The organism is Alkaliphilus sp. B6464, assembly GCF_018141165.1.
GTDB lineage: Bacteria > Bacillota > Clostridia > Peptostreptococcales > Natronincolaceae > Alkaliphilus_B.
This window is the reverse complement of the sequence record NZ_CP058557.1, coordinates 1,768,513-1,790,632: the sequence shown is the minus strand read 5'-3', so window position 1 is coordinate 1,790,632 and position 22,120 is coordinate 1,768,513. Positions and strand designations below refer to the sequence as shown.

At 32.7% G+C, this 22,120-nt stretch carries 27 protein-coding genes, 8 tRNA genes and 1 pseudogene; 3 read left to right on the top strand and 33 right to left on the bottom strand.

The window, feature by feature from the left end; translation table 11 throughout:
* Positions 1–39: 39 nt before the first annotated feature.
* The gene (locus tag HYG84_RS08700; RefSeq protein WP_212375841.1) at positions 40–255 is read right to left on the bottom strand and encodes a FeoA family protein; all 216 of its coding nucleotides are present in this window, start codon (positions 253–255) and stop codon (positions 40–42) included.
* 259 nt (positions 256–514) lie between these two features.
* Here HYG84_RS08700 and HYG84_RS20855 point away from each other — a divergent pair, with 259 nt between their 5' ends.
* A complete protein-coding gene (locus HYG84_RS20855; protein WP_212375838.1) occupies positions 515–682 on the top strand; it encodes an aspartyl-phosphate phosphatase Spo0E family protein in 168 nt (55 codons plus the stop codon).
* Between the two features lie 146 nt (positions 683–828).
* On the opposite strand, the gene HYG84_RS08690 is transcribed toward HYG84_RS20855, so the two are convergent.
* The 11 genes and pseudogenes from HYG84_RS08690 to HYG84_RS08640 form a co-directional block, all read right to left on the bottom strand.
* Positions 829–1,200, bottom strand: coding sequence for a hypothetical protein (locus tag HYG84_RS08690; RefSeq protein ID WP_212375835.1), 372 nt, complete (start codon positions 1,198–1,200; stop codon positions 829–831).
* A gap of 24 nt (positions 1,201–1,224) precedes the next feature.
* On the bottom strand, positions 1,225–1,719 hold the full coding sequence (locus HYG84_RS08685; protein WP_212375832.1) for a hypothetical protein: 495 nt from the start codon (positions 1,717–1,719) through the stop codon (positions 1,225–1,227).
* The gene (locus HYG84_RS08680; RefSeq protein WP_212375829.1) at positions 1,716–2,615 is read right to left on the bottom strand and encodes a helix-turn-helix domain-containing protein; all 900 of its coding nucleotides are present in this window, start codon (positions 2,613–2,615) and stop codon (positions 1,716–1,718) included. The genes HYG84_RS08685 and HYG84_RS08680 overlap by 4 nt, the downstream gene beginning before the upstream one ends.
* A gap of 247 nt (positions 2,616–2,862) precedes the next feature.
* Positions 2,863–2,949: a Maff2 family mobile element protein gene (locus HYG84_RS20850; RefSeq protein WP_442860804.1), complete on the bottom strand. Its 87-nt coding sequence runs from the start codon at positions 2,947–2,949 to the stop codon at positions 2,863–2,865.
* A gap of 178 nt (positions 2,950–3,127) precedes the next feature.
* On the bottom strand, positions 3,128–3,322 hold the full coding sequence (locus HYG84_RS08670; protein WP_212375826.1) for a hypothetical protein: 195 nt from the start codon (positions 3,320–3,322) through the stop codon (positions 3,128–3,130).
* 503 nt (positions 3,323–3,825) lie between these two features.
* On the bottom strand, positions 3,826–3,966 hold the full coding sequence (locus tag HYG84_RS08665; RefSeq protein WP_212375823.1) for a phage holin family protein: 141 nt from the start codon (positions 3,964–3,966) through the stop codon (positions 3,826–3,828).
* A gap of 12 nt (positions 3,967–3,978) precedes the next feature.
* Positions 3,979–4,122, bottom strand: coding sequence for a hypothetical protein (locus HYG84_RS08660; RefSeq protein WP_212375820.1), 144 nt, complete (start codon positions 4,120–4,122; stop codon positions 3,979–3,981).
* A 95-nt stretch (positions 4,123–4,217) separates the two neighbouring features.
* Positions 4,218–4,436, bottom strand: coding sequence for an alpha/beta-type small acid-soluble spore protein (locus HYG84_RS08655; protein WP_212375817.1), 219 nt, complete (start codon positions 4,434–4,436; stop codon positions 4,218–4,220).
* 209 nt (positions 4,437–4,645) lie between these two features.
* Positions 4,646–5,071, bottom strand: a pseudogene (gene tnpA / locus HYG84_RS08650) (IS200/IS605 family transposase); the annotation flags it as partial.
* Positions 5,072–5,090: 19 nt separating this feature from the next.
* Positions 5,091–5,372, bottom strand: a complete 282-nt coding sequence (locus HYG84_RS08645; protein WP_212375814.1) for a hypothetical protein — start codon at positions 5,370–5,372, stop codon at positions 5,091–5,093.
* A gap of 120 nt (positions 5,373–5,492) precedes the next feature.
* A complete protein-coding gene (locus HYG84_RS08640) occupies positions 5,493–6,155 on the bottom strand; it encodes a CPBP family intramembrane glutamic endopeptidase (protein ID WP_212375812.1) in 663 nt (220 codons plus the stop codon).
* Positions 6,156–6,419: 264 nt separating this feature from the next.
* Between HYG84_RS08640 and HYG84_RS08635 the strand changes: the two genes are divergently transcribed.
* Positions 6,420–6,590, top strand: a complete 171-nt coding sequence (locus HYG84_RS08635) for a helix-turn-helix domain-containing protein (protein ID WP_212375809.1) — start codon at positions 6,420–6,422, stop codon at positions 6,588–6,590.
* A gap of 405 nt (positions 6,591–6,995) precedes the next feature.
* Here HYG84_RS08635 and HYG84_RS08630 read toward each other — a convergent pair.
* The 16 genes from HYG84_RS08630 to HYG84_RS08555 all read right to left on the bottom strand — a co-directional run bounded on the left by HYG84_RS08630 (position 6,996) and on the right by HYG84_RS08555 (position 16,185).
* Positions 6,996–7,072, bottom strand: a tRNA-Arg gene (locus HYG84_RS08630).
* A gap of 271 nt (positions 7,073–7,343) precedes the next feature.
* Positions 7,344–7,420: transfer RNA gene (locus HYG84_RS08625), tRNA-Arg, on the bottom strand.
* 8 nt (positions 7,421–7,428) lie between these two features.
* Positions 7,429–7,503: transfer RNA gene (locus tag HYG84_RS08620), tRNA-Gly, on the bottom strand.
* Positions 7,504–7,506: 3 nt separating this feature from the next.
* A tRNA-Leu gene (locus HYG84_RS08615) sits at positions 7,507–7,589 on the bottom strand.
* Positions 7,590–7,622: 33 nt separating this feature from the next.
* A tRNA-Gln gene (locus tag HYG84_RS08610) sits at positions 7,623–7,699 on the bottom strand.
* A gap of 5 nt (positions 7,700–7,704) precedes the next feature.
* Positions 7,705–7,780 (bottom strand) — tRNA-His (locus HYG84_RS08605).
* 8 nt (positions 7,781–7,788) lie between these two features.
* Positions 7,789–7,865, bottom strand: a tRNA-Arg gene (locus HYG84_RS08600).
* Between the two features lie 8 nt (positions 7,866–7,873).
* Positions 7,874–7,947 (bottom strand) — tRNA-Gly (locus HYG84_RS08595).
* Between the two features lie 419 nt (positions 7,948–8,366).
* Positions 8,367–8,840: a metallophosphoesterase gene (locus tag HYG84_RS08590; RefSeq protein WP_249168565.1), complete on the bottom strand. Its 474-nt coding sequence runs from the start codon at positions 8,838–8,840 to the stop codon at positions 8,367–8,369.
* On the bottom strand, positions 8,833–9,465 hold the full coding sequence (locus HYG84_RS20845; protein WP_212375806.1) for an XTP/dITP diphosphatase: 633 nt from the start codon (positions 9,463–9,465) through the stop codon (positions 8,833–8,835). Before HYG84_RS20845 ends, HYG84_RS08590 begins: the two co-directional genes overlap by 8 nt.
* Positions 9,455–10,252 carry a ribonuclease PH gene (gene rph, locus HYG84_RS20840; RefSeq protein ID WP_212375803.1) on the bottom strand — a complete coding sequence of 266 codons (798 nt, stop codon included), beginning with the start codon at positions 10,250–10,252 and terminating at the stop codon, positions 9,455–9,457. Before rph ends, HYG84_RS20845 begins: the two co-directional genes overlap by 11 nt.
* Positions 10,253–10,397: 145 nt before the next feature.
* Entirely contained in the window at positions 10,398–11,369 is a 972-nt protein-coding gene (locus HYG84_RS08575; protein WP_212375800.1) for a GerMN domain-containing protein, read from the bottom strand.
* 98 nt (positions 11,370–11,467) lie between these two features.
* Positions 11,468–11,989 (bottom strand): DUF2179 domain-containing protein, encoded by a 522-nt coding sequence (locus HYG84_RS08570; RefSeq protein WP_212375797.1) that lies wholly within the window; start codon positions 11,987–11,989, stop codon positions 11,468–11,470.
* Between the two features lie 164 nt (positions 11,990–12,153).
* Positions 12,154–14,295, bottom strand: a complete 2,142-nt coding sequence (locus HYG84_RS08565) for an N-acetylmuramoyl-L-alanine amidase (RefSeq protein ID WP_212375793.1) — start codon at positions 14,293–14,295, stop codon at positions 12,154–12,156.
* A gap of 252 nt (positions 14,296–14,547) precedes the next feature.
* The gene (locus HYG84_RS08560; protein ID WP_212375790.1) at positions 14,548–15,537 is read right to left on the bottom strand and encodes an AIR synthase family protein; all 990 of its coding nucleotides are present in this window, start codon (positions 15,535–15,537) and stop codon (positions 14,548–14,550) included.
* A 57-nt stretch (positions 15,538–15,594) separates the two neighbouring features.
* Positions 15,595–16,185: a hypothetical protein gene (locus HYG84_RS08555; RefSeq protein WP_212375787.1), complete on the bottom strand. Its 591-nt coding sequence runs from the start codon at positions 16,183–16,185 to the stop codon at positions 15,595–15,597.
* A gap of 91 nt (positions 16,186–16,276) precedes the next feature.
* On the opposite strand from HYG84_RS08555, the gene HYG84_RS08550 reads away from it, so the two are divergent.
* Positions 16,277–16,438, top strand: coding sequence for a hypothetical protein (locus tag HYG84_RS08550; protein WP_212375784.1), 162 nt, complete (start codon positions 16,277–16,279; stop codon positions 16,436–16,438).
* Positions 16,439–16,551: 113 nt separating this feature from the next.
* Here the strand turns inward: HYG84_RS08550 and HYG84_RS08545 are convergent, their stop codons facing one another.
* The 5 genes from HYG84_RS08545 to gatC form a co-directional block, all read right to left on the bottom strand.
* Positions 16,552–17,937, bottom strand: coding sequence for a hypothetical protein (locus HYG84_RS08545; RefSeq protein WP_212375780.1), 1,386 nt, complete (start codon positions 17,935–17,937; stop codon positions 16,552–16,554).
* Positions 17,938–18,189: 252 nt separating this feature from the next.
* The gene (locus tag HYG84_RS08540) at positions 18,190–18,546 is read right to left on the bottom strand and encodes a spore coat protein (RefSeq protein ID WP_212375778.1); all 357 of its coding nucleotides are present in this window, start codon (positions 18,544–18,546) and stop codon (positions 18,190–18,192) included.
* A gap of 359 nt (positions 18,547–18,905) precedes the next feature.
* Positions 18,906–20,333 carry an Asp-tRNA(Asn)/Glu-tRNA(Gln) amidotransferase subunit GatB gene (gene gatB, locus HYG84_RS08535; RefSeq protein ID WP_212375775.1) on the bottom strand — a complete coding sequence of 476 codons (1,428 nt, stop codon included), beginning with the start codon at positions 20,331–20,333 and terminating at the stop codon, positions 18,906–18,908.
* Between the two features lie 15 nt (positions 20,334–20,348).
* Positions 20,349–21,809 (bottom strand): Asp-tRNA(Asn)/Glu-tRNA(Gln) amidotransferase subunit GatA, encoded by a 1,461-nt coding sequence (gene gatA, locus HYG84_RS08530; RefSeq protein WP_334301078.1) that lies wholly within the window; start codon positions 21,807–21,809, stop codon positions 20,349–20,351.
* Between the two features lie 10 nt (positions 21,810–21,819).
* Positions 21,820–22,086 (bottom strand): Asp-tRNA(Asn)/Glu-tRNA(Gln) amidotransferase subunit GatC, encoded by a 267-nt coding sequence (gene gatC / locus HYG84_RS08525; protein WP_212375769.1) that lies wholly within the window; start codon positions 22,084–22,086, stop codon positions 21,820–21,822.
* Positions 22,087–22,120: the final 34 nt, after the last annotated feature.

The following is a 22,120-nucleotide window of genomic DNA, read 5'->3' as shown; positions in this document are numbered from 1 at the left end:
AGCATATCTATGATGTAATATTTAATACAAAACTAAACATTATGCTTCTAACACAATAGATTTTGCCATTTTTTCATCAAGTGCATATCTACTGTCTTTAATATTAACTATATAATTACCTGCAAGTTTGGAAATAAGAGTAATCTCTTCCCCTTCAAAACATCCCAAAGTAAAAAGAAACTTTTTTATATTTTCTTTACCTTCAACTTGTTTAATATTAAATGTCTGGCCGATCTTTGCTTTTGATAATAACATCACAATCTCGTCCCTTCTTACATTATATACTCATCTCGCTCTTATTGATAAAGAATATCATATTCAAGTAGAATTGTCAATAGATCAAATTTAGAAATTGAATCAGCATAAGTATTAGTTCATTTATATCCATCTTCTGCTGTGGCCTAAGTATTTTTTAGTTTTTTATTTATATTCCTATATTTTACCTTATTTCTACTGTAAAATTTCCATAGTACAACAGGTTAAATGTAATAATTATCGAAAAGGGGTATGTATTTTGTGTAACAAAAATAAATTGATAGAATTAATCAATGAAATAGAAATTGTTAAGGTTGAACTACATGACTTGATATGTAAAAAACAATACAATCTCACTGACTCAGAGGTAGTTAAACTGAGCGAATTACTTGATCAACTTTTGTCTCAGTATCACAACATAAAATAATAATTAATTAAGCATGTTTAACCTGTTGTGCTTATTAGAGGCACAATATCCCTAATCTGATCATCATTAAAGGTTTTATGAAATGGTAATCATGACCGCCGGCTTAGCTGGCGGTCATGACTAGAACAGTATTAGGGCACAACTGACTACCATCGAGCAACGTTTTTTTCTTTTTCCGACAATTGCAAACCAAATGGGGAGGCTTCTTGGGGAGTATACATTTTCATAACAGTAGAACTCTCATAAACTGTTAATTCAAACATCTTTTCATACTGAGAATCCCCTAATAGTGTTTTTTCCTCTTTGTAGACAACAAAAACATATTCTTGATTTAAGTCGGAAAGCACATCATAAAATTTGTCATTTTTATAGTTGCTTTCAGAACCGGCTGACTTATCTTGAAATTCAGCACATTTATCTTGGTCTGTAATCGATTTAATCAAGATGTTTTCAGAATAAATTTCAATTTTAGCAATATTAGGATTTCCTAAGTGATAGGATTGTTTAGCACCCTCCATATCGTCTGATTCATCATTCTTGGGTTAAAAACTTGCCAACGAAACAAGAAATTCCATTTTTTCGTCCGTAATATCCTCATAAAATGTTAAGTATTTGGATGGCACAGAAAAGGACTTGATTGTTTCCGCTGACACTTCCGTCTTAATCATGTTTATATCTTTATAGGTTGTAATTGTAACTATTTTTTCTAGTTTGCCGTCATTATAAGTTGCGGCAGGAGTTTTATAAATTACAATCTTATACATTGGTATGCTATCTTCCAGCATTTTCTCTATTTCTTTCCCTTTACCTGCAAAGCCTGAAACTTCACTATCTAACTCATTGAACTGGAATAGCACTTCGCTATCTTCAATAGTGTTAATCAATACATTATCTTCTGCCGAATAGACCTCTATACAGGAAAGGCGTTGCAAGTCCTGAGAAGTATATTCTTTATCATTTGTAGTTGTACCAATAGAACAACCGCTTAAAATAGTAATTAGTGACAATGCTATGGTAATAATTATTTTTTTGTTCATTTAGAATTTCTCCCCTCTATCAACAATTTACATACTGTTGCCAACAAAATACAAAACAAGGCAATTATAGGTATAATTGGACTCCAAGCATTTGTAACTATCCCGATTACCACTGCTATTACAGTAACAGGCAGGGCTATATAGACCCATGCAAACCAACCTTTGCTGTTTTTTTTAGAGATATACTTTGCGTTTTGTGCAATCACATTTTCCGCACGAAGTGCAAGCCCTGACAGGATAAAGAGGGCCGCCCAAGCAGTATGCAAAATCCATGACAATCCATTTCTTACATCGCTGTCAAAATAATTTTCGGCAATCAAGGTAATTTGCGGACTTAGAATTAAGATAATAACTCCAAGAATTATCAGCAAAGCATATCTTTTTCTATTCTTTTCATGCTCTATCCTAAACTCTTTGATTGTTGTGTCATCAAACAAAAGCGTTTTTTCCCCTATCTCTTGATAACGTTTAGGCTGAAAAATATGCCATACCAATACAGCTATTCCCAATGCCATTGTTACCCAGTAGAATACCAGTGCAACTTGCCTGTAAACAGGAACACAACCGAAGATATTTGACAGAACTATCAATCCAACACCCACTGCAATTCTTTTGGCTCCCTGACGTTTATAAGAGAGAAATCCGTCTATCATTTCACGACTGACATAATACCCTCCATTATATTGATTATCCTCTGTATGTTCATCTTTCAGAAGATAATCTAAAGTAACACCAAATATTGTACTAATCCGCAATAATTTTTCTGTTTCCGGTGTCCCCCTGTCGCTTTCCCATTTACTCACGGCTTGGCGCGATACATCTAAATGCTGTGCAAATTCCTCTTGTGAATATCCATGCTCTTTTCTAAGAGCTTTTAATTTTTCGCCAAATGTCATATATGTTCACCCCCTTTTCTGTACTTAAATTATAAATAACACAGCATGAATATACAACCAAGTTAGCGTTTCTTCCTGTCAACTTTGCGTTGCATATCAAAGAAACATCGGGATGTGCCCTTTTTTATCACTATGCTAAAGCAAAATTAGTGAATATGCTCTAAAATTTGAATAAGGATTTTTGTGAATATATTTCCCTGTCTGTTGGCTGTCTATCATGTTGTTTTAGTGTTGCGTAGTTGCTTCCTTATGCACCTTGCCCATTTGCACTGGTGTTATGGTTACCATAACCTTCCAAAAGGTTAATAACGCCCCAAATAACAAGTGTCTGCAATATGTCTACTGCTGAATTAAAAAGTAAGCGATTAACAAGCGCATGTATATAAATGATATAACATATGGATATGTAAAAAATAATTGAATATAACTAATTCTGTGAGGTGTTTTGTTTTAAAAATGCATAAAAAAAAGAGGGCAAAGCTTAAGCTCTACCCTAATTTTATTTTTTCTATTTAGATACAGAAAAAGCCACGTCCGCAAAATAGTACAACAAGTAATAGGAAGAAGAATAATAAACTATCTCCAGATTCTACAAAAGCACCACAGTTACAGAAAATTATAACCAAAATCAAGAAGAAGAAAAGCATACTACTTTGATTTCCAAAAAAACCACCAAAACCTCCACCTTTTTTAGCAATTTCAGACATATATTACACCTACCTTTTTACTTTAATTACCACTAAGTATAGAACTTTTTTCTTTCTGTTCTAAAATTTTAGTAGCTATAATATATTATGAAGTTATCTATAAATTGTGATATCTCTATACAAAATAAAAAAAAGAGTAGAGCTTATGCTCTACCCTAACACTGTTTTTAAAGTTTAGAAACCGAAAAAACCGCGTCTGCCTCCACATACACAACATAAGATAATAATTAAAAAGATGATAAAAATGAAATTACCTCCGAAAAGACCATCGAAACCTCCGTTACATCCTTTATTTTCAACAATTCCGCTCATACATTACACCACCTTTCTCAATTTCAATTGTTAGTAGCTGTAATATATATTATGTAACAAATTATATATTGTGATATATTTGTGTAGAAATAAAAAGAGGAGTAACCTAAATTAATAGGTGCTCCCCTTAAATGGTTGCATACTACATGCTATGTAACTGTTTTGCCTATAAACATGTAATTTGTCAATTTCTACCCTAACATTTTATTTTCTGTATTATCTTTTAGTTTTTTAAGCGCATCTAATATATCAGGAGGTAAATGCACACCAAACAACACTATATTTTCAGTTACACTTATACCTTCATTCGCTGTATAAAATAAAACTGCCATAGTTCTAAATGTCTAAGGTTTTACTGGTGTTGTTTTTTCAGTAGGAGTTTGAATTCTTTCATTTATTGGTATCTTGGCAGCGCGGCAACTTACTAACCCAATAATAATTACTAGCGAAATGGTAATAAACTTGAGTGGCTTTTTCCACGATTTCATATGTATTCTCCTTTCATATCTTATGAATGACATTATTGATACTTTGATACTTTAATATTTTGTTATATAGAATATCGAAGCTGTCCTTTACTCTTTTATTGTTTTTTATTAATCAGTTGATTTTGTCCAATCTCTACTAATCTTCTTGTCATGTTACCTCCAATTTTTCCACCAATTTTAATCTGCTCATATATATGTGTATTATCCTTTTCTGCAATAATATTATTAGTAACACCTAATTCTTTGGCTATTTCAAGTCTCATTTCGTTTAATGCTTTTACTGCATTAGGATCTAGCGGACCTCTCCTACTCAAATTAATTCACCTCTTTTATATTTAGTTGATCTTATTTTTTGCATAATATTTATTTAAATACTAGACAATTATTAATATCTGCAAAAATAAAAAAAGAGGTAGAGCCTAACCCCTACCCTAACATTCTATACACTCTTATTTAGTTCCCCATCATCCAAATGATCCTTATCCATATGATATAAATAAGAAATAATTTTCCGCATTGTTTCTTATGGTATTGCAAAAGCAATCCACTTATGTAAATAAGCATATGCTTTCCGTAATACCCATTCTTCTTGCTCGCCCTTAAACGGGTCCATATATTCTTTAAGACTTATTTGATCACTGGCTATATCGTCTTGTATTTGATTTCTAACATATTCTCTGATTGCTTTTTCATTGCGTCCTACTGTATCTACATAATATCCTCTGCACCAGAAATGTCTATTTCCATATTTGTATTTCAAATTTGCGTGTCTATCAAATATCATTAATGAACTTTTCCCTTTTAAATATCCCATGACGCTTGAAACACTATATTTGGGTGGTATAGCTATGAACATATGTATATGATCTGTACAAACTGTTGCTTCTAATATTTCTACTCCTTTTTGTTGGCACAATTTCCTTAGGATCTTTCCAATTCTTGTATTTATAATTATAATTTTTAACATACTACTCTATATTATTGAAAAGATTCGTTAAATCTTTAGCTAAATTGGGTATCTTTCTATCATCATAAGCATTTTTAGTAAACCAATAATCAAATATCCCTTCCAACTTATCCGACATTACATTTACATCAGTTATGTGCCAACATCTATTTAAGATATCAACAATTTCAGATTCATACTCATCTTCTGGCGCGCTTGTAAGTAAGTCTGCTACATCATATTTATTTACAATTTCTTTGGCTTTAATAAAAATATCAGCCTCTGTATTAATCCAATTTTTCATAATAATTATATCCCTTTCATTAATTTATTAATAATACAAATTACACTTTATAATACGGTATTTTTTATATTTATTCGTTTTTATCATTATTACATCTAATATGAATAATGTGCAATATAATTAAATAAACCAGTTCTCAAAAATCATACCTGTAAAAGCAAAAAAATTAGTTATTATATGAGCAACTGTCACAATTTTAATAGATTTTGTTTTATATGCAACCCAGCCCCATAATAATCCCATAAAAAATGCACCACCAACTAATGAAACAAATCCACCTTGATATACCATTCCTTTTGCAAAATATAATGCTATATGCCAAGTACCAAAAAATATCGTCGGATATATGTATGCTAAAAAAATATTATTATTAAAAACTTTATTAAAAATTCCACGCCAAAACAGTTCTTCAATAGTTCCATTTATTAGTGCATACGCTAAAGCAATCACCAAAACCTGGAATCCTGCTATCGGAACAAAATTCTTAAATACAATAAAAAAAGTAGCTATACAAGGCATAAATGCTATTAGATACCATATAATTCTTTCTGATGTCTTAATGTTAGATCTTTGAGAATAGACTCCTTTCAATCCACTAAGCCCATTACAGCTATATAAAGAAACTGGAAGGCAAAAAACAAGCCAATATATCCAAAACCCTCCAATATATCCTCTGGTTTTCCCTATTTTGTTGGTTAGCAATGGTATTAATAACAACATTGAAATACAAAGAATTGGTGCGGTGCAAAGTATAATAAATTGCCTTTTATTAATACTTTTCATAAAAGTATCCCCTTTAACTGCAAATTAGTTCGCCATATTTAACAACTACGTTTTACCTACAAGAAAATCATACCATATTTTCTACATTATTATAGCAAATTTCTGTTTTTAACACCGTATTATTCAGCTTCCAAAGAACATTATTCTTAATTTAAGTTTTAGTAGTTACGTTATATTTTCTTCATTAGTTGTAGCTAATACTTGAAATACAACATAAAAATACCGCAAAATTCATTTCTGAATAATTCAGAATGGATACGACAGATGTTAATTAAAATAGGTTTTTCATATAAAAGAGGTCAATATAAACCTACAAAAGGAGATCCCGAGCTTCAAGAAGCTTTTAAAAAAGCTGGCAAGCTACTAAATATAATTGGGAATACCTCTGATACAGTATTGTATGTTCAGGATGAAACTAAAATCTTACTCTTATGAATATAAAAATCTAATGATCATAACATATGAGATACACAAATTAATTTATGCCACCGAAAGTCAAACAATCAAGAAATACACGGAACTAATTAACCCTAGTAAAAGTCTAGTAAAAACTATTAATAAGTACCGAATATTAGCTGGAAATAACGTTTTAAATTAGAAAACTTTAATCTTTTATGGAAAGTCGTATGAGGTGAAAGTCTCATGTATGGTTTAGAGCAGGGCAAAGGACAGAGACAACTTCAAAGTCTTACCTATTGCCGTATGTTAGTTCTGAAAAGAAAATTGAGGCGGCGAGCAAAATTAATGATATATTTTTATAATTTACATCTTTCCTTATGTGGGAAAACTAGTAAACAATAAAAAATGCCAACGTGTGGCTACGTTGACAAATTAAGGTTTTGGCACGCCCTGCAGGATTCGAACCTGCGACCAACTGATTCGAAGTCAGCTACTCTATCCAGCTGAGCTAAGGGCGCATGTATTTAGATTATAAAATAGATACCTTCTAAATATAACATACTATAATATTTTTTGCAATATACGTATTTTCATTTTATATAAGACACAGTAGTTTTATCATAAGACACATCATAATAGATGCCATTAACTTACCTCTACACTTATTCTAATTGATATATCTTTTCCTAGTGCAATATTTCTTGTACCTATTTATAATACTAGAAATATATATATATATTATCAAAAACAAAAAAGTTAGATTAATTATCTTAATCTAACTTTTTACTTTGGCGTACCTACAGGGATTCGAACCCCGGACACATGGCTTAGAAGGCCATTGCTCTATCCTGCTGAGCTATAGATACCTATTTATTGGAGCGGAAGACGGGACTCGAACCCGCGACCCTCGCCTTGGCAAGGCGATGCTCTACCACTGAGCCACTTCCGCATGTGGTGCAGGTGAAGGGAGTCGAACCCCCACGGTTACCCGCTAGATCCTAAGTCTAGTGCGTCTGCCAATTCCGCCACACCTGCATGTCTACGGCATACCCGTAGAAAATATTAAGTTGGCTGGGATAGCAGGACTCGAACCTGCGGAATGACGGAGTCAAAGTCCGTTGCCTTACCGACTTGGCTATATCCCAACATTTGGGGTGGATGATGGGAGTCGAACCCACGAGTGCAGGAGCCACAATCCTGTGTCTTAACCACTTGACTACATCCACCATAAAAATGGCGTACCTACAGGGATTCGAACCCCGGACACATGGCTTAGAAGGCCATTGCTCTATCCTGCTGAGCTATAGGTACGTGTTTAATGGAGCGGGTGAAGGGAATCGAACCCTCGCGATCAGCTTGGAAGGCTGACGTTCTACCATTGAACTACACCCGCATATTTAATTAATGCCTTAACATTTAATAATGTTACCATATAATCATTATTATGTCAAGTACTTATTAGTTGTCAACTAAAGAAAAGTCGTATCTTGCTATCATACCGACTCCTGGGCCACTTGAAATTTATCCTAAATTTTCAAGCGTTCAAAATATAGCTACCACCCTAGAAGGTTCATTTAGCGACAAAATCTAGTATACATAATTTAAGACTAAACTTCAATCCATATAAATCTTCCTTATTAAAGATGTACATAAAATACAAAAGTTATACTTTGTTTTTCAAAGTTTTTCTTATTATTCCTCAAAAATTAATATTTAATAATTTTCATCAGATATCTAGCAATTTTACAGCTTTATATTATACTATATATTTTTTATAGTACAAAGAGAAGGCAAACTACCTTCCCCCCGAAACTATATATTAATGAATTCCACCTTTATATCTTCTTCAATAGTAATAATACAGCAGCTTTTTTCTGATCCGCCTCTAGGCAGACTAGTACTGCCTGGATTAAGTAATACCATACCTTCTTCTACTGCATAAAATGGTATATGACTATGACCAAATATAACTATATCCGCATCATTTTGTTTACCTGCATAGAAGATTACATTTATATTCATTTTTACTTCATAATTATGACCATGAGTAATAAAAACTTTTTTACCACCTATTAATTCAATCCGTTCGTCTATGCCACCTATGTCACAATTACCAGAAACCGCTACTACCTTAATATTATAATTTTTTTCTATATACTTTGCATCTTTATAGTTGTCTCCTGCATGGATAATTAAATCCACATCTTTTAAATGCGCCATAGCTAAATCAATATATTTACACATTCCATGACTATCACTAATTACACCTATTTTCAAGCTACTCACCTTCTAATCGTGTCTTTAGCTCCTCTTTTAATTTCTCTAGAGCAATAGCCCGATGGCTAATCTTATTTTTCCTTTCTTCTCCTAATTCTGCGAATGTCTTACCATATTCCTCTATTATAAACAAAGGATCATAACCAAAACCAGACGTACCTTTTGGCTCGAAACCAATTACACCAGAACACTCTCCTCTTAAAACAACAATATCTCCGTTAGGAAATACAGCCGCCATGGCACAAACGAATCTAGCTCTCCTCTTCTCTAACGGAATATCTTTAAGTAGTTTAAGAAGCTTATCATTATTTTCCTTATCAGTTGCATGCTCTCCAGCAAATCTAGCTGAATATATTCCAGGCTGATTGTTTAATATATCAACCTCTAATCCAGAATCATCTGCAAGCGCTAGTTTTCCCGTTTTCTCCATAACTGTTTTTGCCTTGATTAGTGCATTTTCTTCAAATGTATTACCATCTTCTATTATTTCTAGTCCGTCTAATCCAACATCCTTCATGGAAAGAACCTCTAACTGAAAATCTTTTAAAATTACACCTATTTCCTCTAATTTATGTTTATTTCCTGTTGCAATTACTGCCTGGTATACAGTTTTAAACTCTTCTCTACTTTTCATTGTTGCCTCCATTATGCGCATCTTTCTCTTCAGTTTTATTTTCTTTAATTTCACCAACTTCCTCAGCTATAGTGCCTAAAACCTCTTTTTGAAGTCTAATTAGCTCGGTATTTCCTTTTTCACCGAGTCTTAATAGCTCCATTAAATCCTCTCTACTAAATGGTGATTCTTCTCCTGTGCCCTGAACCTCAACAAATTCCCCTTTATCTGTCATTACTATATTCATATCTACCTTAGCAGTTGAATCTTCTGTATAACATAAATCTAGCATAGTCTGCCCATCTATTATACCTACACTAACAGCAGATACAAAGTTACTAACTGGTATGTATTTTAATGCTCCTTCTTCTTTAAGCTTATTTAAAGCATCCACTAATGCCACAAAAGATCCAGTAATTGAAGCTGTACGGGTGCCACCATCAGCTTGTATTACATCGCAGTCTATCCATATAGTTCTTTCTCCAATAGAATCTAAATCGACTACAGAACGTAATGCTCTACCTATTAATCTTTGAATTTCTTGGGTTCTTCCTTCTACTTTTCCTCTACTGGATTCCCTTACTTTTCTACTTTGTGTAGAACTAGGTAACATAGAGTACTCTGCTGTTATCCAGCCTTTTCCCGTATTTTTCAAAAAAGGAGGTACACGATCTTCGATAGTAGCTGTACAAATTACCTTTGTTTCCCCCATTTCTACTAATACCGAACCTTGGGCATATTTTGTATAATTCCTTGTAAATTTTACAGGTCTTAACTCGTCATAGCCTCTTCCATTATTTCTATTCAAAGATCATCTTCCTTTCCTCAAGTTATATGTATTTATAAAATGTTTTTCATGTAATATTGTATCATAGTTTGCCTTTTATATACAAAAAATCATCTTTGATGATTTCACTACTACAACAAAAAACCGAGATATTATCTCGGTTTAATTAATGTTTATTTGAATAGGTTGGTAAATTTAAGCTTACATCTGAATTTAACTTTATTTCCTTTCCTCCAGATAAAATACGAATCTGAGAAATTGAAGGTTCTATTTCTCTTAATGTAAGGCCTAATTCGTAGATCATTGATTGTTGATGTGCTTTGTTATTCGGCATATTTTCAATTTCTTTACTTAAATCAATGTATGCAACTCCATCTTTTACATAAACATCATTTAACATTACACCTGCTGGCAATTCGCTATACAGTCCAGTGCTTTCAGGAGCACCTTCAATTAATGCTGTTAAAACACTTTTAATATCTGCCTTTATTGCACTAACCCCCTTAGTTACCGGAATATAAAAAGAATCTTCACCATTGGTAGTAGTTTTGTAATATACTACTACTGGTACCTCTTCTTCTTGTAACTCTAAGCTCAAGTTAATATTTTCTCTTTCCAGAGGAGTTTTAACCTTTGTGCCGAAGGAAAGCTTACTCATTTCCTTGCCATCTACCAATAACTGAACTTTATCAATTGCTTCAAATTCAGTTAATGTGTATACAAGTGATTGAACTATAGTCTTTTCATCAATTTCAGTATCATAGGATAGAATATTATTATTGAAATCTACTTTAGCTAATCCTTCGTTTATTGACATTCCTATTACCTCTGTTCCAGTAGGCAATACTGGTAATAATCCTACGGTAGCTAAGTCATCTCTAACCCCTGGGTCATCTACTAGTAGGCTTACAGCAGCCTTTGCAATTCCATCTTCCCATGGTATCTTTTTCATAACTGGAACTATAATCCCTTTTTGATCTCGATAATAAAGAACGGTTTCTCTTAATCCATCTTCTTCTAGTACACCTGTATCAATAACTAGACTAACATCTTTGTCTTTTCTAAAAACTCCACAAGCAGTTAATGAAAATACGGATAAAACTATAAGCAAAATAGCCAACCACCGCAAATATCTCATATACTCCGTCCCCCAATCATATAATTCCTTTATACTTTCCATGCGTTAGATGAAAGTCTTATATTGCAATTATATTATAGAGGACTCTTAACTATTCATTATTTCTTCTTCAAACCTGCAAAATATCCACCACGAATAGCACGGGCATCGGTTACTGTAACAAAAGCTTTTTTATCGTGGTTATCTACTACATTATATAGTTTGGATAAATGTTTTCTTTGTAGGGATACATTTAAAAGGTGTCTTATACCCTCTCGTCCATAGCCTTCTATTACTGTAACTCCAAAACCATTATCTCTTAGTTTTTCAACTAATTGTGTAACCTCATAGTCTGAAATTACTTGTACAATAATATTTCCTAGGGCCATTTTCTCTTCTAGGAAAATACCTACATAGTTACCTGTAGCAAAACCTGAGGCATACGCGAGCACATTTAATGGATTATCCATACCACTAAGTACCTTTCCTATTGCCAACACATAAATGGTTACCTCGACAAATCCAATACATGCAGCGATTACTCGTTTACCCCTTACTACCATAATCATACGAATAGTAGCCATACTCACATCAGTTAATCGTGCTAAAAAAATTAATAAATAACCCAAAACAGCTTCCATATTTTCCCCTCCAAAACATTTCCTTTTAATAATTATTATACCTCAAATTTGTCTTTAATCATCTAATATTATTTATTAATATTTCAGAATTATTAACTAGAAATTTAACACTTAATATCAAAACAATAAAATAGAGACTAAAAATAGTCTCTATTCTTTAATACTTATCTTGTTTCTTCAAAATATTTAACAGTTGCTTTAAACATTGCCTCTGCAACTTGCTGACGATACTCGCTTGTTGCAAGCTTTGCCTCATCTCCAGCATTTGTTAAAAATCCTGTTTCTGTTAATACTGCCGGCATTGTTGTATTTCTAAGTACAGACAGGTTATTTGGCTTTACCCCTCTATTGTTTATACCTAAATTCTTAATCATTTCGGATTGAAATACCTCTGCAAGCTTTTTACCCCTTATATCATCGGGATGATAAAAGTTTTCAAGTCCATTAGCCGTGGGGACATTTTCTACAGCATTTGCGTGAATACTAATAAATATATCTGCATTCAAACTATTTGCCACATCTGCACGATCTTGTAGTTCTAATTTGATGTTAGGGGTTAGGTTATCTACACGGGTCATATAAGTTCTAAATCCGGCTTCTGTCAATAATTTATTAAGTCTTGTAGATATATCCAATACAATTTCTGATTCATGCATCTTAAGTATTGAAGAAGTAGTACCCGGGTCTCTACCTCCATGTCCAGGATCAATAACAACAAGCATTTCTCTGTATTTAGCATTTTTGTTATTTAATTCTAATACTAAATCTTGACTTTGTTCAGCTGAAAGTAACTTATGTTCTACAGAATCTTGTAATTCTAATTTTACATTGTAATTACCTTGGCTTAGGTCTTCTGATATATTAATTGACTTTATAATATGGTCATTAATATTAAGACTTGCCAGTTCAAGCTCAATATCTTTTTTAGGAACTGTTATCTCTATCAAATTAGATGCTAATTGACGTCCTATACTATATCTAGTAACTGTTGAACCCTTAAGTGTAAGTCTTGAAGTCGTCCATCCAGTTTCTTCATACTTTATTGCTTTAAAAGGTTCACCCTCTAAATGTAAATACAATTTATTACCATTTATTTCTGCATAAGCTTCATTATAAGCACTATTCTCCTGAAAATCTATTACTACACGTACATTTTTCTCATTTGTACTGTTATTTTCTGGCGTGTACTCAGAAACCCTAATTGTCTTTGCTACTTTACCATCTATGCTTATAAGATTATTTTTAAAGTCACTATGTAGCACTCCACCTTTAATGTCTACTACTAAACGTTCTGGGTCACTTAATTGCATTATACTATAATCAGCAACAGAATCTCCTTCAATAACAATAACTTCTTTTGTATTCATAATTTCTTTTTTTACATTACGAATATAATTAGTAAAGTTTATTACAATTTCTCCACTTTTCTCATCAAAGCTTATTTCATGTTCATTTTGCCTTCCTAGCTCCATTACAACTCTAGTTACAAATGGATCATTTTGAAATTGTGATACTCTAACACCTTTTATTACCTCACTATTGGTCTGAATATGTAAAGTTCCATTACTCTCTAGCTTATTCCTGTCACTTAAATTAAATCTCGCATTATTTAGATCAATTACCAATCTTTCAGGATTTGCTAACTTAAATTGTTCGTAGTCAATTTGTTTTGATGTTTTAATACGAACTTGAGGTATAGATCCATTCATTTCAACTCTAACATCTGTAACGTCTGCAACGTTTTCTTGCGGAGGCTGTGGATTGATGATAGGTTCTTCTTCAGGCACTTTAGGCATGTCTATTGAAGCAGTTACAGTTTTTTCATCCCAAGATACGCTAAGTCCAAGCTCATCTGCAAAAAAGCGAACCGGTACCATAGTTCTACTATTATCTCCTATTGCAAGAAGCTTTGCAGGAATATTGTCTGGAAGCCTTTTTTGAACGCCATTAACTAAAGCTATAGGACTATCAATTTTTAAAAGTATTTCCTTATCTTTAGTCTTAACTTTTACTTCTTGTTTAGCTTCATCCCACTCAATATCAGCATTTAGCTTGTCCCCTAAGTGTTCTATAATAACTCTTAATGGTACTAAAGTTCTTTCTTGATTATTTAGTGGGTAAATTATAGGAGGCACATCTGCAGATTTTACTGTTCTGCCATCTATTTTAAGATTTACTACTTGATAGTTTTTCCCTATACCATTTTCTTTTAATAAAATCTTATTCAAAGATCCATCTGCAAAAGAAACTGTAAGAGAAGTAATTAAAATTATTAGAAATAATATACTCGAAATTAATTTTCTCATTGGTCCCCTCCTATTTTTTATTAACAATTTAAACATTAGCCCGCTCAATAATATTAATTTCTATTACCAATGACTTCCTTTACTATTATTTATATCATTATGTAAAATCTTATGTCAATGAATATGGTAAATTGTAATTAAGATGTAATAATACTATAGTTTTTGACGAATAAAATGGAAAAAGGTTGCATATAATAAAAAATTGCGCACGAAAAAGAAGGACTTATGCCCTTCCCCATAATTAATAATATGCTAACCTTCAAATGCTTTGTATAACTCATCTACATATGGAGGTTCTAAATCTATTAGTTTATCTCCTTTTACAACTATACGTCCTTCTTTTATAACTTTTCCAATCTCTGTTATATCCATGCCTTTACTATTAAAAGCTTCAACCATCAAATCCTTCTTATCTTGAGAAACAGTAATAACCATAACTCCGCTAGAAATTAATCTCATTGGATTAATTGAAAACAACTTACATATTTGCATTGTTTCTTCCCTTATATTTATATTATCCTCATATACTTCTATACCTAGTCCCGATGCTTCTGCTAATTCCCATAGAGCACCAAAAATTCCACCCTCAGTAACATCGTGCATACTATGCACTCCTACACTGCTAGCCAGAATTCCTTCTTTAACTACACTTATATCTTTAGAAAATTCCTGAGCAGATTTAATTATATCGTAACTAATCTTGTCCTTTAATTTTTCTTCTAAATCTCTAGCTATTATAGCTACCCCTTCCAGTCCTACGTGTTTAGTCATAAACACTGCATCTTCAATTTTTGCACCTTCAGAAAGTACTAATTTACTTTTAAGTTGTCTGCCTATGGCTGTAGCACTAATTATCATTCGGTTAACAGCATCTGTAATTTCTGTATGGCCTCCGATTATTTCTACATTAATAGAAGCAGCAGCTTTATTTGCCTCTGCCATAACATAACTTAAATCTTCTTTAGTTGTATTCGGCGGTGCCATAATAGTCAACATTATTCCAAGTGGTTCAACACCACTAGAAGCTATATCATTACAGGAAATATGTATTGCCAAACTACCAATGTCCTTAATAGCTCCAGTAATAGGATCAGTACTCATTACACAAACATAATCACCAAAATCTACTACTGCACAATCCTCGCCAATATTAGGCCTAACCAACACTTCAGACCGTCTATGTTTAATATTAGAAAAAATTACTTCCTTTAACACTTCTGTAGGTATTTTGCCTATTTCCATCTGTATTTGCATCCCCTATCCTTACTTGTTTATGCAAATATTATATCATAGAATGTCTTATTTACCTTTACAAAATACTTTCTTCCACTCATTAAATTCCATAACCTTATGATCAGAAACTATATATAATATTTCAATATCTTTAGGATCAATAGAATGTAATATTAAAACTTCTGCATCATAGCCTTCCTTTAAATCCATACGTTTATTTAAGTTATCTTCAAAGCTTAATGATGTTTCCCAATATTCTTCTATTAGACGTTTACCTTCCTGTTTCATATATTCCTTGGCTCCATTTAAGAGTTCTACTTCTTGTAAAACAAAGGGTTCATATGTTTGATTCGCTGTATTTTCGTTAGCAACCCAACATCTTGATGGGTCTATAGTTAATGCCATTACAACATTGTGAGAGTAAAAATTAGGATGATCACGATAATTCATTGTTGCAAATATAGATTTTTTTCTTTTTACCCAAGATGGTATATGTGATGGCTTTAAGCTATCAATAAAGCAATGAAAGTCATAATATTTATCTCCATAAGTGACTTTATCATCATATTTAATTCCATTTAATAAAATTTGGTTTAAATCATTAATAGGTGCAATATGATAAACCTTATTAGTTTTTAAATAATCATCAAAGAACATTAATAATCTGCCTCCTTTTGTTTAAATAACAATAATTGCATGGCATTTTAAAACTTATTTTAGACAAAATATATATTAGGAGGTGGTTTTTGTGACTATGATCCAATGTATTAGTCCTTGTGTTTATGAAAAGGAAGGCGAATGTACTTTAACCCATGTAACCTCGGTATCAAACACACAAGAACAAGATTGTGCGTATTTTAAGAACAAAAAGGATGGTGGGATAAAAAAATCTAATATTAGTTATTATTAGTGTTTTTTATACTTATTATGTTTAAAGTTTTCCGATATTATTTCAGTTATGTAAAGACAAAGCTCATCAGTAAAAGTATTACTAGTGAGCTTTGTTGTTCTAATTAAAGTGTTCTAGATTAAAAATATGGCTACAATAGTGGTAACAATCAATCCTATCATTACGGGGACAAGATTTCTACGTGCTAATTCCATAGGTGGTACATTACAAATAGCTGCTGCAGGAATTAAACTCCAAGGTACTATAGTTCCTCCTCCAACCCAGACTGATCCTATTTGACCTAAAGCTGCTAATACAGCTATGCTTCCATTTACTGCCGTACCAAATACCTTAGCTACTGCTCCTGCTAATGATAAACCAGAAAAACCAGATCCATCAAGTCCAGTAAGGCCACCTATACCCATTTCCATAATGGCGACTGTAGGTCTATTCATCGGTGCTACTGAAGCTAAAGCTGTACCAAGATCAGCTAAAATGCCTTGAGATGCTGCTGGTAGTGCTCCTGCTCCCATTACTTGAGAAAAAGATCCCATATCTCCCATGTAGAAAAATGCAGCTATTGGAATAATAGGTCCAAATATCTCTATACCAAATACAAATCCTGCTTTAATGTAGTCGGTGATTTTTTCTAAAGCCTTAGATTTATATTCTAAGAAACATAAAACTACTAATATTAAGACTGCTGTTCCGCCTATTAGGGCTGTAGCATCTCCACCCCTTAGCTCAAACATAAACATAGCTAAAATATTTAATCCGAAAGCTATAGGAACTATAAAAGCTGCAATCTTTGCAACTGGCCGCACTTCTTTTTCCTCAGTATCGCTTTCTTTAATCATTGTATTGTCAAGCTTTAGAGTGCCATTTTTCATATCCCTTTTTAATAAAATATAGGCTGCAGTAATAGTAACAACTGCCATAACTGCAAATAAAGGTATACCTTTGCTCGTAAGTTCTGCTACATTTACTCCTGCAGTGCTTGCGGTTATTGTAGGTGCTCCTTGAATAACAAGGTCACTTGATAAAGCTAGTCCATGGCCAAATAAATTAATAGCTACAGCAGCCCCAATTGCAGGTAACCCTACCTTTAAAGCTACTGGTAGTAATACAGCTCCTACCAATGCAGTAGCAGGAGAAGGCCAAAAAAACCAAGATACAAGAAGCATTACAATTCCAATAAACCAAAAAGCTTGATTTGGTGTTTTTATTAGTTTTGTCAATGGCCTAATCATTAATTGGTTTGCCCCTATATCTTCTAGTAATCTAGACATGGATACAATTACAGAAATAATAAATATAATTCCTAGTAATTCCACCCCTGCAACAACGAAGGAATTAAATATACCTCCTGCGGCTCCCACAATACCCTTTTTAGAAGCCAACCCCATTAAAAATATTCCTATAACACATGGTATTAACGTATCCCTTCTCATAATCATTACTGCTAGAACAATGATAACCACTACTACATAAATCCAGTGTACTAAGGTTAATTCAACCATAATGTGTCCTCCTTTCAACTATTATAAATTTCAAAAAATCCCTCTATTAACTCATATTATGAATATGAAAGCATATAATAAAAAGATTAATAGAAAATAAAATATACTCTTAAAGCTATGATATTAACGTTTAGAAGCTTTAGTTACAATAAATTAAAATAAAAAAATAGGGTAAAGCATAAGCTACCCCACCATTTTATTTCAGTATTTCATTTAGAAACTATCACCGTGACATAATTTGATTAAATAATTCTACATACATAAAGGTGCTCTAACTAGAACCAGACGGTCAGTTTTATTTTTCACACTAAATACTAAGAACACATTTTTACCTACTACAAACGCACAAATAGGCTCCTCTTCTGTTCCTGGAATTGAAGTAGGAGGTGTATCAACTATTTGACAACGCATAACTCCTGTTGCTATTAGTACTGTTGCTTGAGTCGCTGTTATTTCTCTTACAATCACTTCTTCCCTTAATTTACCCATAACGTCCATTTCGACTTCTATAAGCCAGAAAAACCTTGCTTCTATCTGAGCTACACATGTTGCACCTATACTAATTAGATCATCGCACCTTTGTGTATTAATTTCTTGGCTATAATTCATTATGTTCGCCTTCCCTATTTTTATATTAGAAAAGTTGATTATTGCTTTACTCCTTTTCTAATACAAATATATTACAGACTAGCAAAAGTGTTACTACGAAATAGATCTAAAAAAAGAGGGTAAAGCCTAAGCCTTCTAATACCTAACATAACTCCATTTAAGATGATATTTTTGGGGAGTAGGCAATACAAAAGCCCTATTGATAGAAGGTTTAATAATGCCTATTCTAAAATGTTCTTCTTTTTATGATCTTTATCAAAAATTGTATCATCCATAACCCATCTTTTCACTTTCTAATCGCTCCTATAGAGATTTTTTTAATTATTCTATATAACATTCCATATTATCAGAGTTTCTGTTTATTCCTCTAGTAATTTTTTTAGCACCTTATTAATAAGTTGGGGGTTTCCTTTACCTTTTAAAGCCTTCATACTTTGACCCACTAAATACCCAAAGGCTCTGTCTTTACCATTTCTATAATCATTCACCGAATGAGGATTTTCTCTTAATATTCCTCGGAGCACTTCATCAATAACTTTAATATCTTCTATTTGTATCCACCCATTTTTCTCTGCAATGATCTTTGGTTTCCCTTCACCATTAAACATCTCCATAAATACCTTTTTTCCAATGGAGTTATTAATTACCCCCTTATCAATTAGATCTAATAGTTCCGCCAAGTCCTTAGGTGTAAATATTAGCTGATTAATATCCATTTCCTCTTCCTTTAACCTTCTTAAAAGCTCTGTCATAATCCAATTGCTTAGTTTTTTAGGGCTATTATAATAGGCCATAGTTTCTTCAAAAAAATTAGCTAGTTCTAAGAAAGAAGTTAAAATATTAATATCGTATTCTGGTAATTTAAAGATAGTTGCCCATCTCTCCCTTTTATCCCTAGGTAGTTCTGGTAAGGTCTCTTTAATTTTGTTTATTTCATCTTCGCTAAGTGCAATATTCATAATGTCTGGCTCCAGAAAGTATCTATAGTCATATTCAGTTTCCTTAGATCTCATAGAGATAGTTATATTTGCTATATCATCCCAGCGTCTTGTTTCTTTAGAAGTATTTTTATCCTCTTGTAAAAGCAATCTATGTCGATTTTCTTCAAACTCTATTGCCTTAACTACAGATTTAAAAGAGTTAAGGTTTTTTAATTCAGTTATATTAGAAAAAGACTTTCCATTCTCATTTGCAACGTTAATATTAACATCACAACGAAGCGAACCTTCTTCCATCTTTACATCTGAAATTCCAATGTATTTTAAAATATCCCTCAAGCTTTCTAGAAACTCCTTAGTTTCCTCTGCACTGCTTAAATCAGGCTCTGTAACAATTTCTATTAAAGGTACCCCGCTCCGATTATAGTCAAGTAATGTTACATCTTGATTAGTATGCAAGGATTTTCCCGTATCTTCTTCTATATGGATTCTCTTTATACCTATCTTTTTTATATTTTTCCCTTGTCCAATTTCTAAAAAACCATTTTTGCATAGAGGTTGATCGTATTGGGTAATTTGATATCCCTTTACTAGATCTGGATAAAAGTAATTTTTTCTATCCATATTACTTTCTCTAGCGATATTGCAATTTAGAGCGAGTCCTGCCTTAACTGCATAATCTACCACCTTTTTATTCAGTGTAGGGAGGCTACCTGGCATTCCGATACAAATAGGGCAACATTGACTATTTGCTGTACTACCAAAGTCTGTACTACAGCTACAAAATATTTTAGATTTTGTGGAAAGCTCAACATGAATTTCTAATCCAATAATTGTTCTTATACTCATTTTATCACCCCTATCCTATAGGCTTGGTTTATGATCTAAACTAGTATTTCTTTCAAAAGCCCTAGCTACCCTTAGAAGAGTCTCCTCGTCAAAATTCTTTCCCATTAACTGCATACCGATAGGTAAGCCTTTGTCAAAACCACAAGGAATAGATATTGCTGGAATACCTGCTAAATTAGCAGCTACTGTGTATTTATCTATTTTTTGTCTTGCTAAAGATTTTTCCTGACTCGAACCTAGCTCAAAAGCAGCAGTAGCTGAAGTAGGCGTAAGCACAACATCATAGTTAGAAAATATATTATTAAAATCTAGTCTAATTAATTTCCTTACTTCATTAGCCTTCTGATAGTATTCCTTATAGTTATCACCACTTAGCCAATGTGTCCCTAGTACAATTCTTGTTTTAACCTCTGGTCCGAAGCCTTCACTTCTTGTATACTTAACTAATTCTTCTATGTTTCTGTAGTTTAAAGCCCTATGTCCATATCTAATTCCATCAAAACGTGCCAAAGCAAGGCTAACCTCAGTTTGGGATATTATATAATAAACTGCCATGGCATATTTTGTATTTGGTAATGATACTTCCTCACAGACAGCACCTAAATTTTCAAATACCTGTATTGCTTCAATTAGGGCCTTTCTAACAGGTTCACTTAAATTTTCATCAAAGTATTCTCTAGGTATAGCAATTCTTAATCCTTTTATTTCCCCATTTAAGGTTTTCAAATAATCTATCTTATCTCTTTTAATAGAAGTTCCATCCTTAGAATCATATCCTATAATAGCATTTAAAACTAGAGCACAGTCAGTTACATCCTTTGTAATAGGACCTATATGATCCAAAGAATTAGCCATAGCAACTAATCCATATCTAGATACTAATCCGTATGTAGGCTTTAACCCTACTACACCACAAAACGCCGCCGGCTGCCTAATCGATCCTCCTGTATCTGAGCCCAAAGCAAAAAAAGCCTCGCCTGCTGCCACAGCAGATGCTGACCCTCCGCTAGATCCACCTGGTACTTTACTTATATCCCAAGGATTTCTAGTTTTTTTATGAAATGAGCTTTCCGTAGATGATCCCATAGCAAACTCATCCATATTAGTTTTCCCTAGCATAACTCCATCTTCCATCAAGAGTTTTTCATAAACTGTAGCGCTATAGGGCGGCACAAAATTATGTAGCATTTTAGAGGCACATGTTGTTAATATTTCTTCTGTGCAAATATTATCTTTAATCGCCATAGGTATACCACCTAACTCTCCTATAGCTTCATTATTAGCAATCCTTTTATCTATTTCATTAGCCTTGCAAAAGGCTATGTCTTTAGTCAAAGTTAAATAAGATTGTACTTTATCTTCAACACTCTCTATTCTCTTTAAGGTACTTTCAAGTACCTCCACAGCCTTTATTTCTTTTTTTTCTATTTTCTTCTTTATTTCATACATACTAAGGTTATAGAGTTCCAATTTCATTCACCGCCTATTAATCCAAAATATTAGGGATCATAAAGTATCCATCTTTTTTGCTAGATGCATTTCCAAGAATACTCTCTCTATTAAAAGAGCTCTCTATCTTATCTTCCCTTAAAACTGCAAACTCTTTATTAAAATTACTATCTAAATTTTCTATTTTTACATCTATTTCTTTTAATATTTCAACATAATTTAAAATATCTGCCATATGTTCTCTAAGTGCTTCTTTTTCACCTTCACTAAAGGTAAATTTAGCAAGACTAATAATACTATCCATTTCTCATCCTCCATAATATCCTCTTTTAACTGAT

Bases quoted from the DNA above. Each gene is read 5' to 3' on its own strand.
- HYG84_RS08700 (WP_212375841.1), bottom strand. From the start codon at position 255: ATGTTATTATCAAAAGCAAAGATCGGCCAGACATTTAATATTAAACAA.
- HYG84_RS08690 (WP_212375835.1), bottom strand. From the start codon at position 1,200: ATGGAGGGTGCTAAACAATCCTATCACTTAGGAAATCCTAATATTGCT.
- HYG84_RS08685 (WP_212375832.1), bottom strand. From the start codon at position 1,719: ATGAACAAAAAAATAATTATTACCATAGCATTGTCACTAATTACTATT.
- HYG84_RS08680 (WP_212375829.1), bottom strand. From the start codon at position 2,615: ATGACATTTGGCGAAAAATTAAAAGCTCTTAGAAAAGAGCATGGATAT.
- HYG84_RS08670 (WP_212375826.1), bottom strand. From the start codon at position 3,322: ATGTCTGAAATTGCTAAAAAAGGTGGAGGTTTTGGTGGTTTTTTTGGA.
- HYG84_RS08665 (WP_212375823.1), bottom strand. From the start codon at position 3,966: ATGGCAGTTTTATTTTATACAGCGAATGAAGGTATAAGTGTAACTGAA.
- HYG84_RS08660 (WP_212375820.1), bottom strand. From the start codon at position 4,122: ATGAAATCGTGGAAAAAGCCACTCAAGTTTATTACCATTTCGCTAGTA.
- HYG84_RS08645 (WP_212375814.1), bottom strand. From the start codon at position 5,372: ATGAAAAATTGGATTAATACAGAGGCTGATATTTTTATTAAAGCCAAA.
- HYG84_RS08640 (WP_212375812.1), bottom strand. From the start codon at position 6,155: ATGAAAAGTATTAATAAAAGGCAATTTATTATACTTTGCACCGCACCA.
- HYG84_RS08635 (WP_212375809.1), top strand. From the start codon at position 6,420: ATGTTAATTAAAATAGGTTTTTCATATAAAAGAGGTCAATATAAACCT.
- HYG84_RS20845 (WP_212375806.1), bottom strand. From the start codon at position 9,465: ATGAAAAGTAGAGAAGAGTTTAAAACTGTATACCAGGCAGTAATTGCA.
- HYG84_RS08575 (WP_212375800.1), bottom strand. From the start codon at position 11,369: ATGAGATATTTGCGGTGGTTGGCTATTTTGCTTATAGTTTTATCCGTA.
- HYG84_RS08570 (WP_212375797.1), bottom strand. From the start codon at position 11,989: ATGGAAGCTGTTTTGGGTTATTTATTAATTTTTTTAGCACGATTAACT.
- HYG84_RS08565 (WP_212375793.1), bottom strand. From the start codon at position 14,295: ATGAGAAAATTAATTTCGAGTATATTATTTCTAATAATTTTAATTACT.
- HYG84_RS08560 (WP_212375790.1), bottom strand. From the start codon at position 15,537: ATGGAAATAGGCAAAATACCTACAGAAGTGTTAAAGGAAGTAATTTTT.
- HYG84_RS08555 (WP_212375787.1), bottom strand. From the start codon at position 16,185: ATGTTCTTTGATGATTATTTAAAAACTAATAAGGTTTATCATATTGCA.
- HYG84_RS08545 (WP_212375780.1), bottom strand. From the start codon at position 17,937: ATGGTTGAATTAACCTTAGTACACTGGATTTATGTAGTAGTGGTTATC.
- HYG84_RS08540 (WP_212375778.1), bottom strand. From the start codon at position 18,546: ATGAATTATAGCCAAGAAATTAATACACAAAGGTGCGATGATCTAATT.
- gatB (WP_212375775.1), bottom strand. From the start codon at position 20,333: ATGAGTATAAGAACAATTATTGGATTAGAAATTCATGTTGAGCTTTCC.
- gatA (WP_334301078.1), bottom strand. From the start codon at position 21,809: ATGAAATTGGAACTCTATAACCTTAGTATGTATGAAATAAAGAAGAAA.
- gatC (WP_212375769.1), bottom strand. From the start codon at position 22,086: ATGGATAGTATTATTAGTCTTGCTAAATTTACCTTTAGTGAAGGTGAA.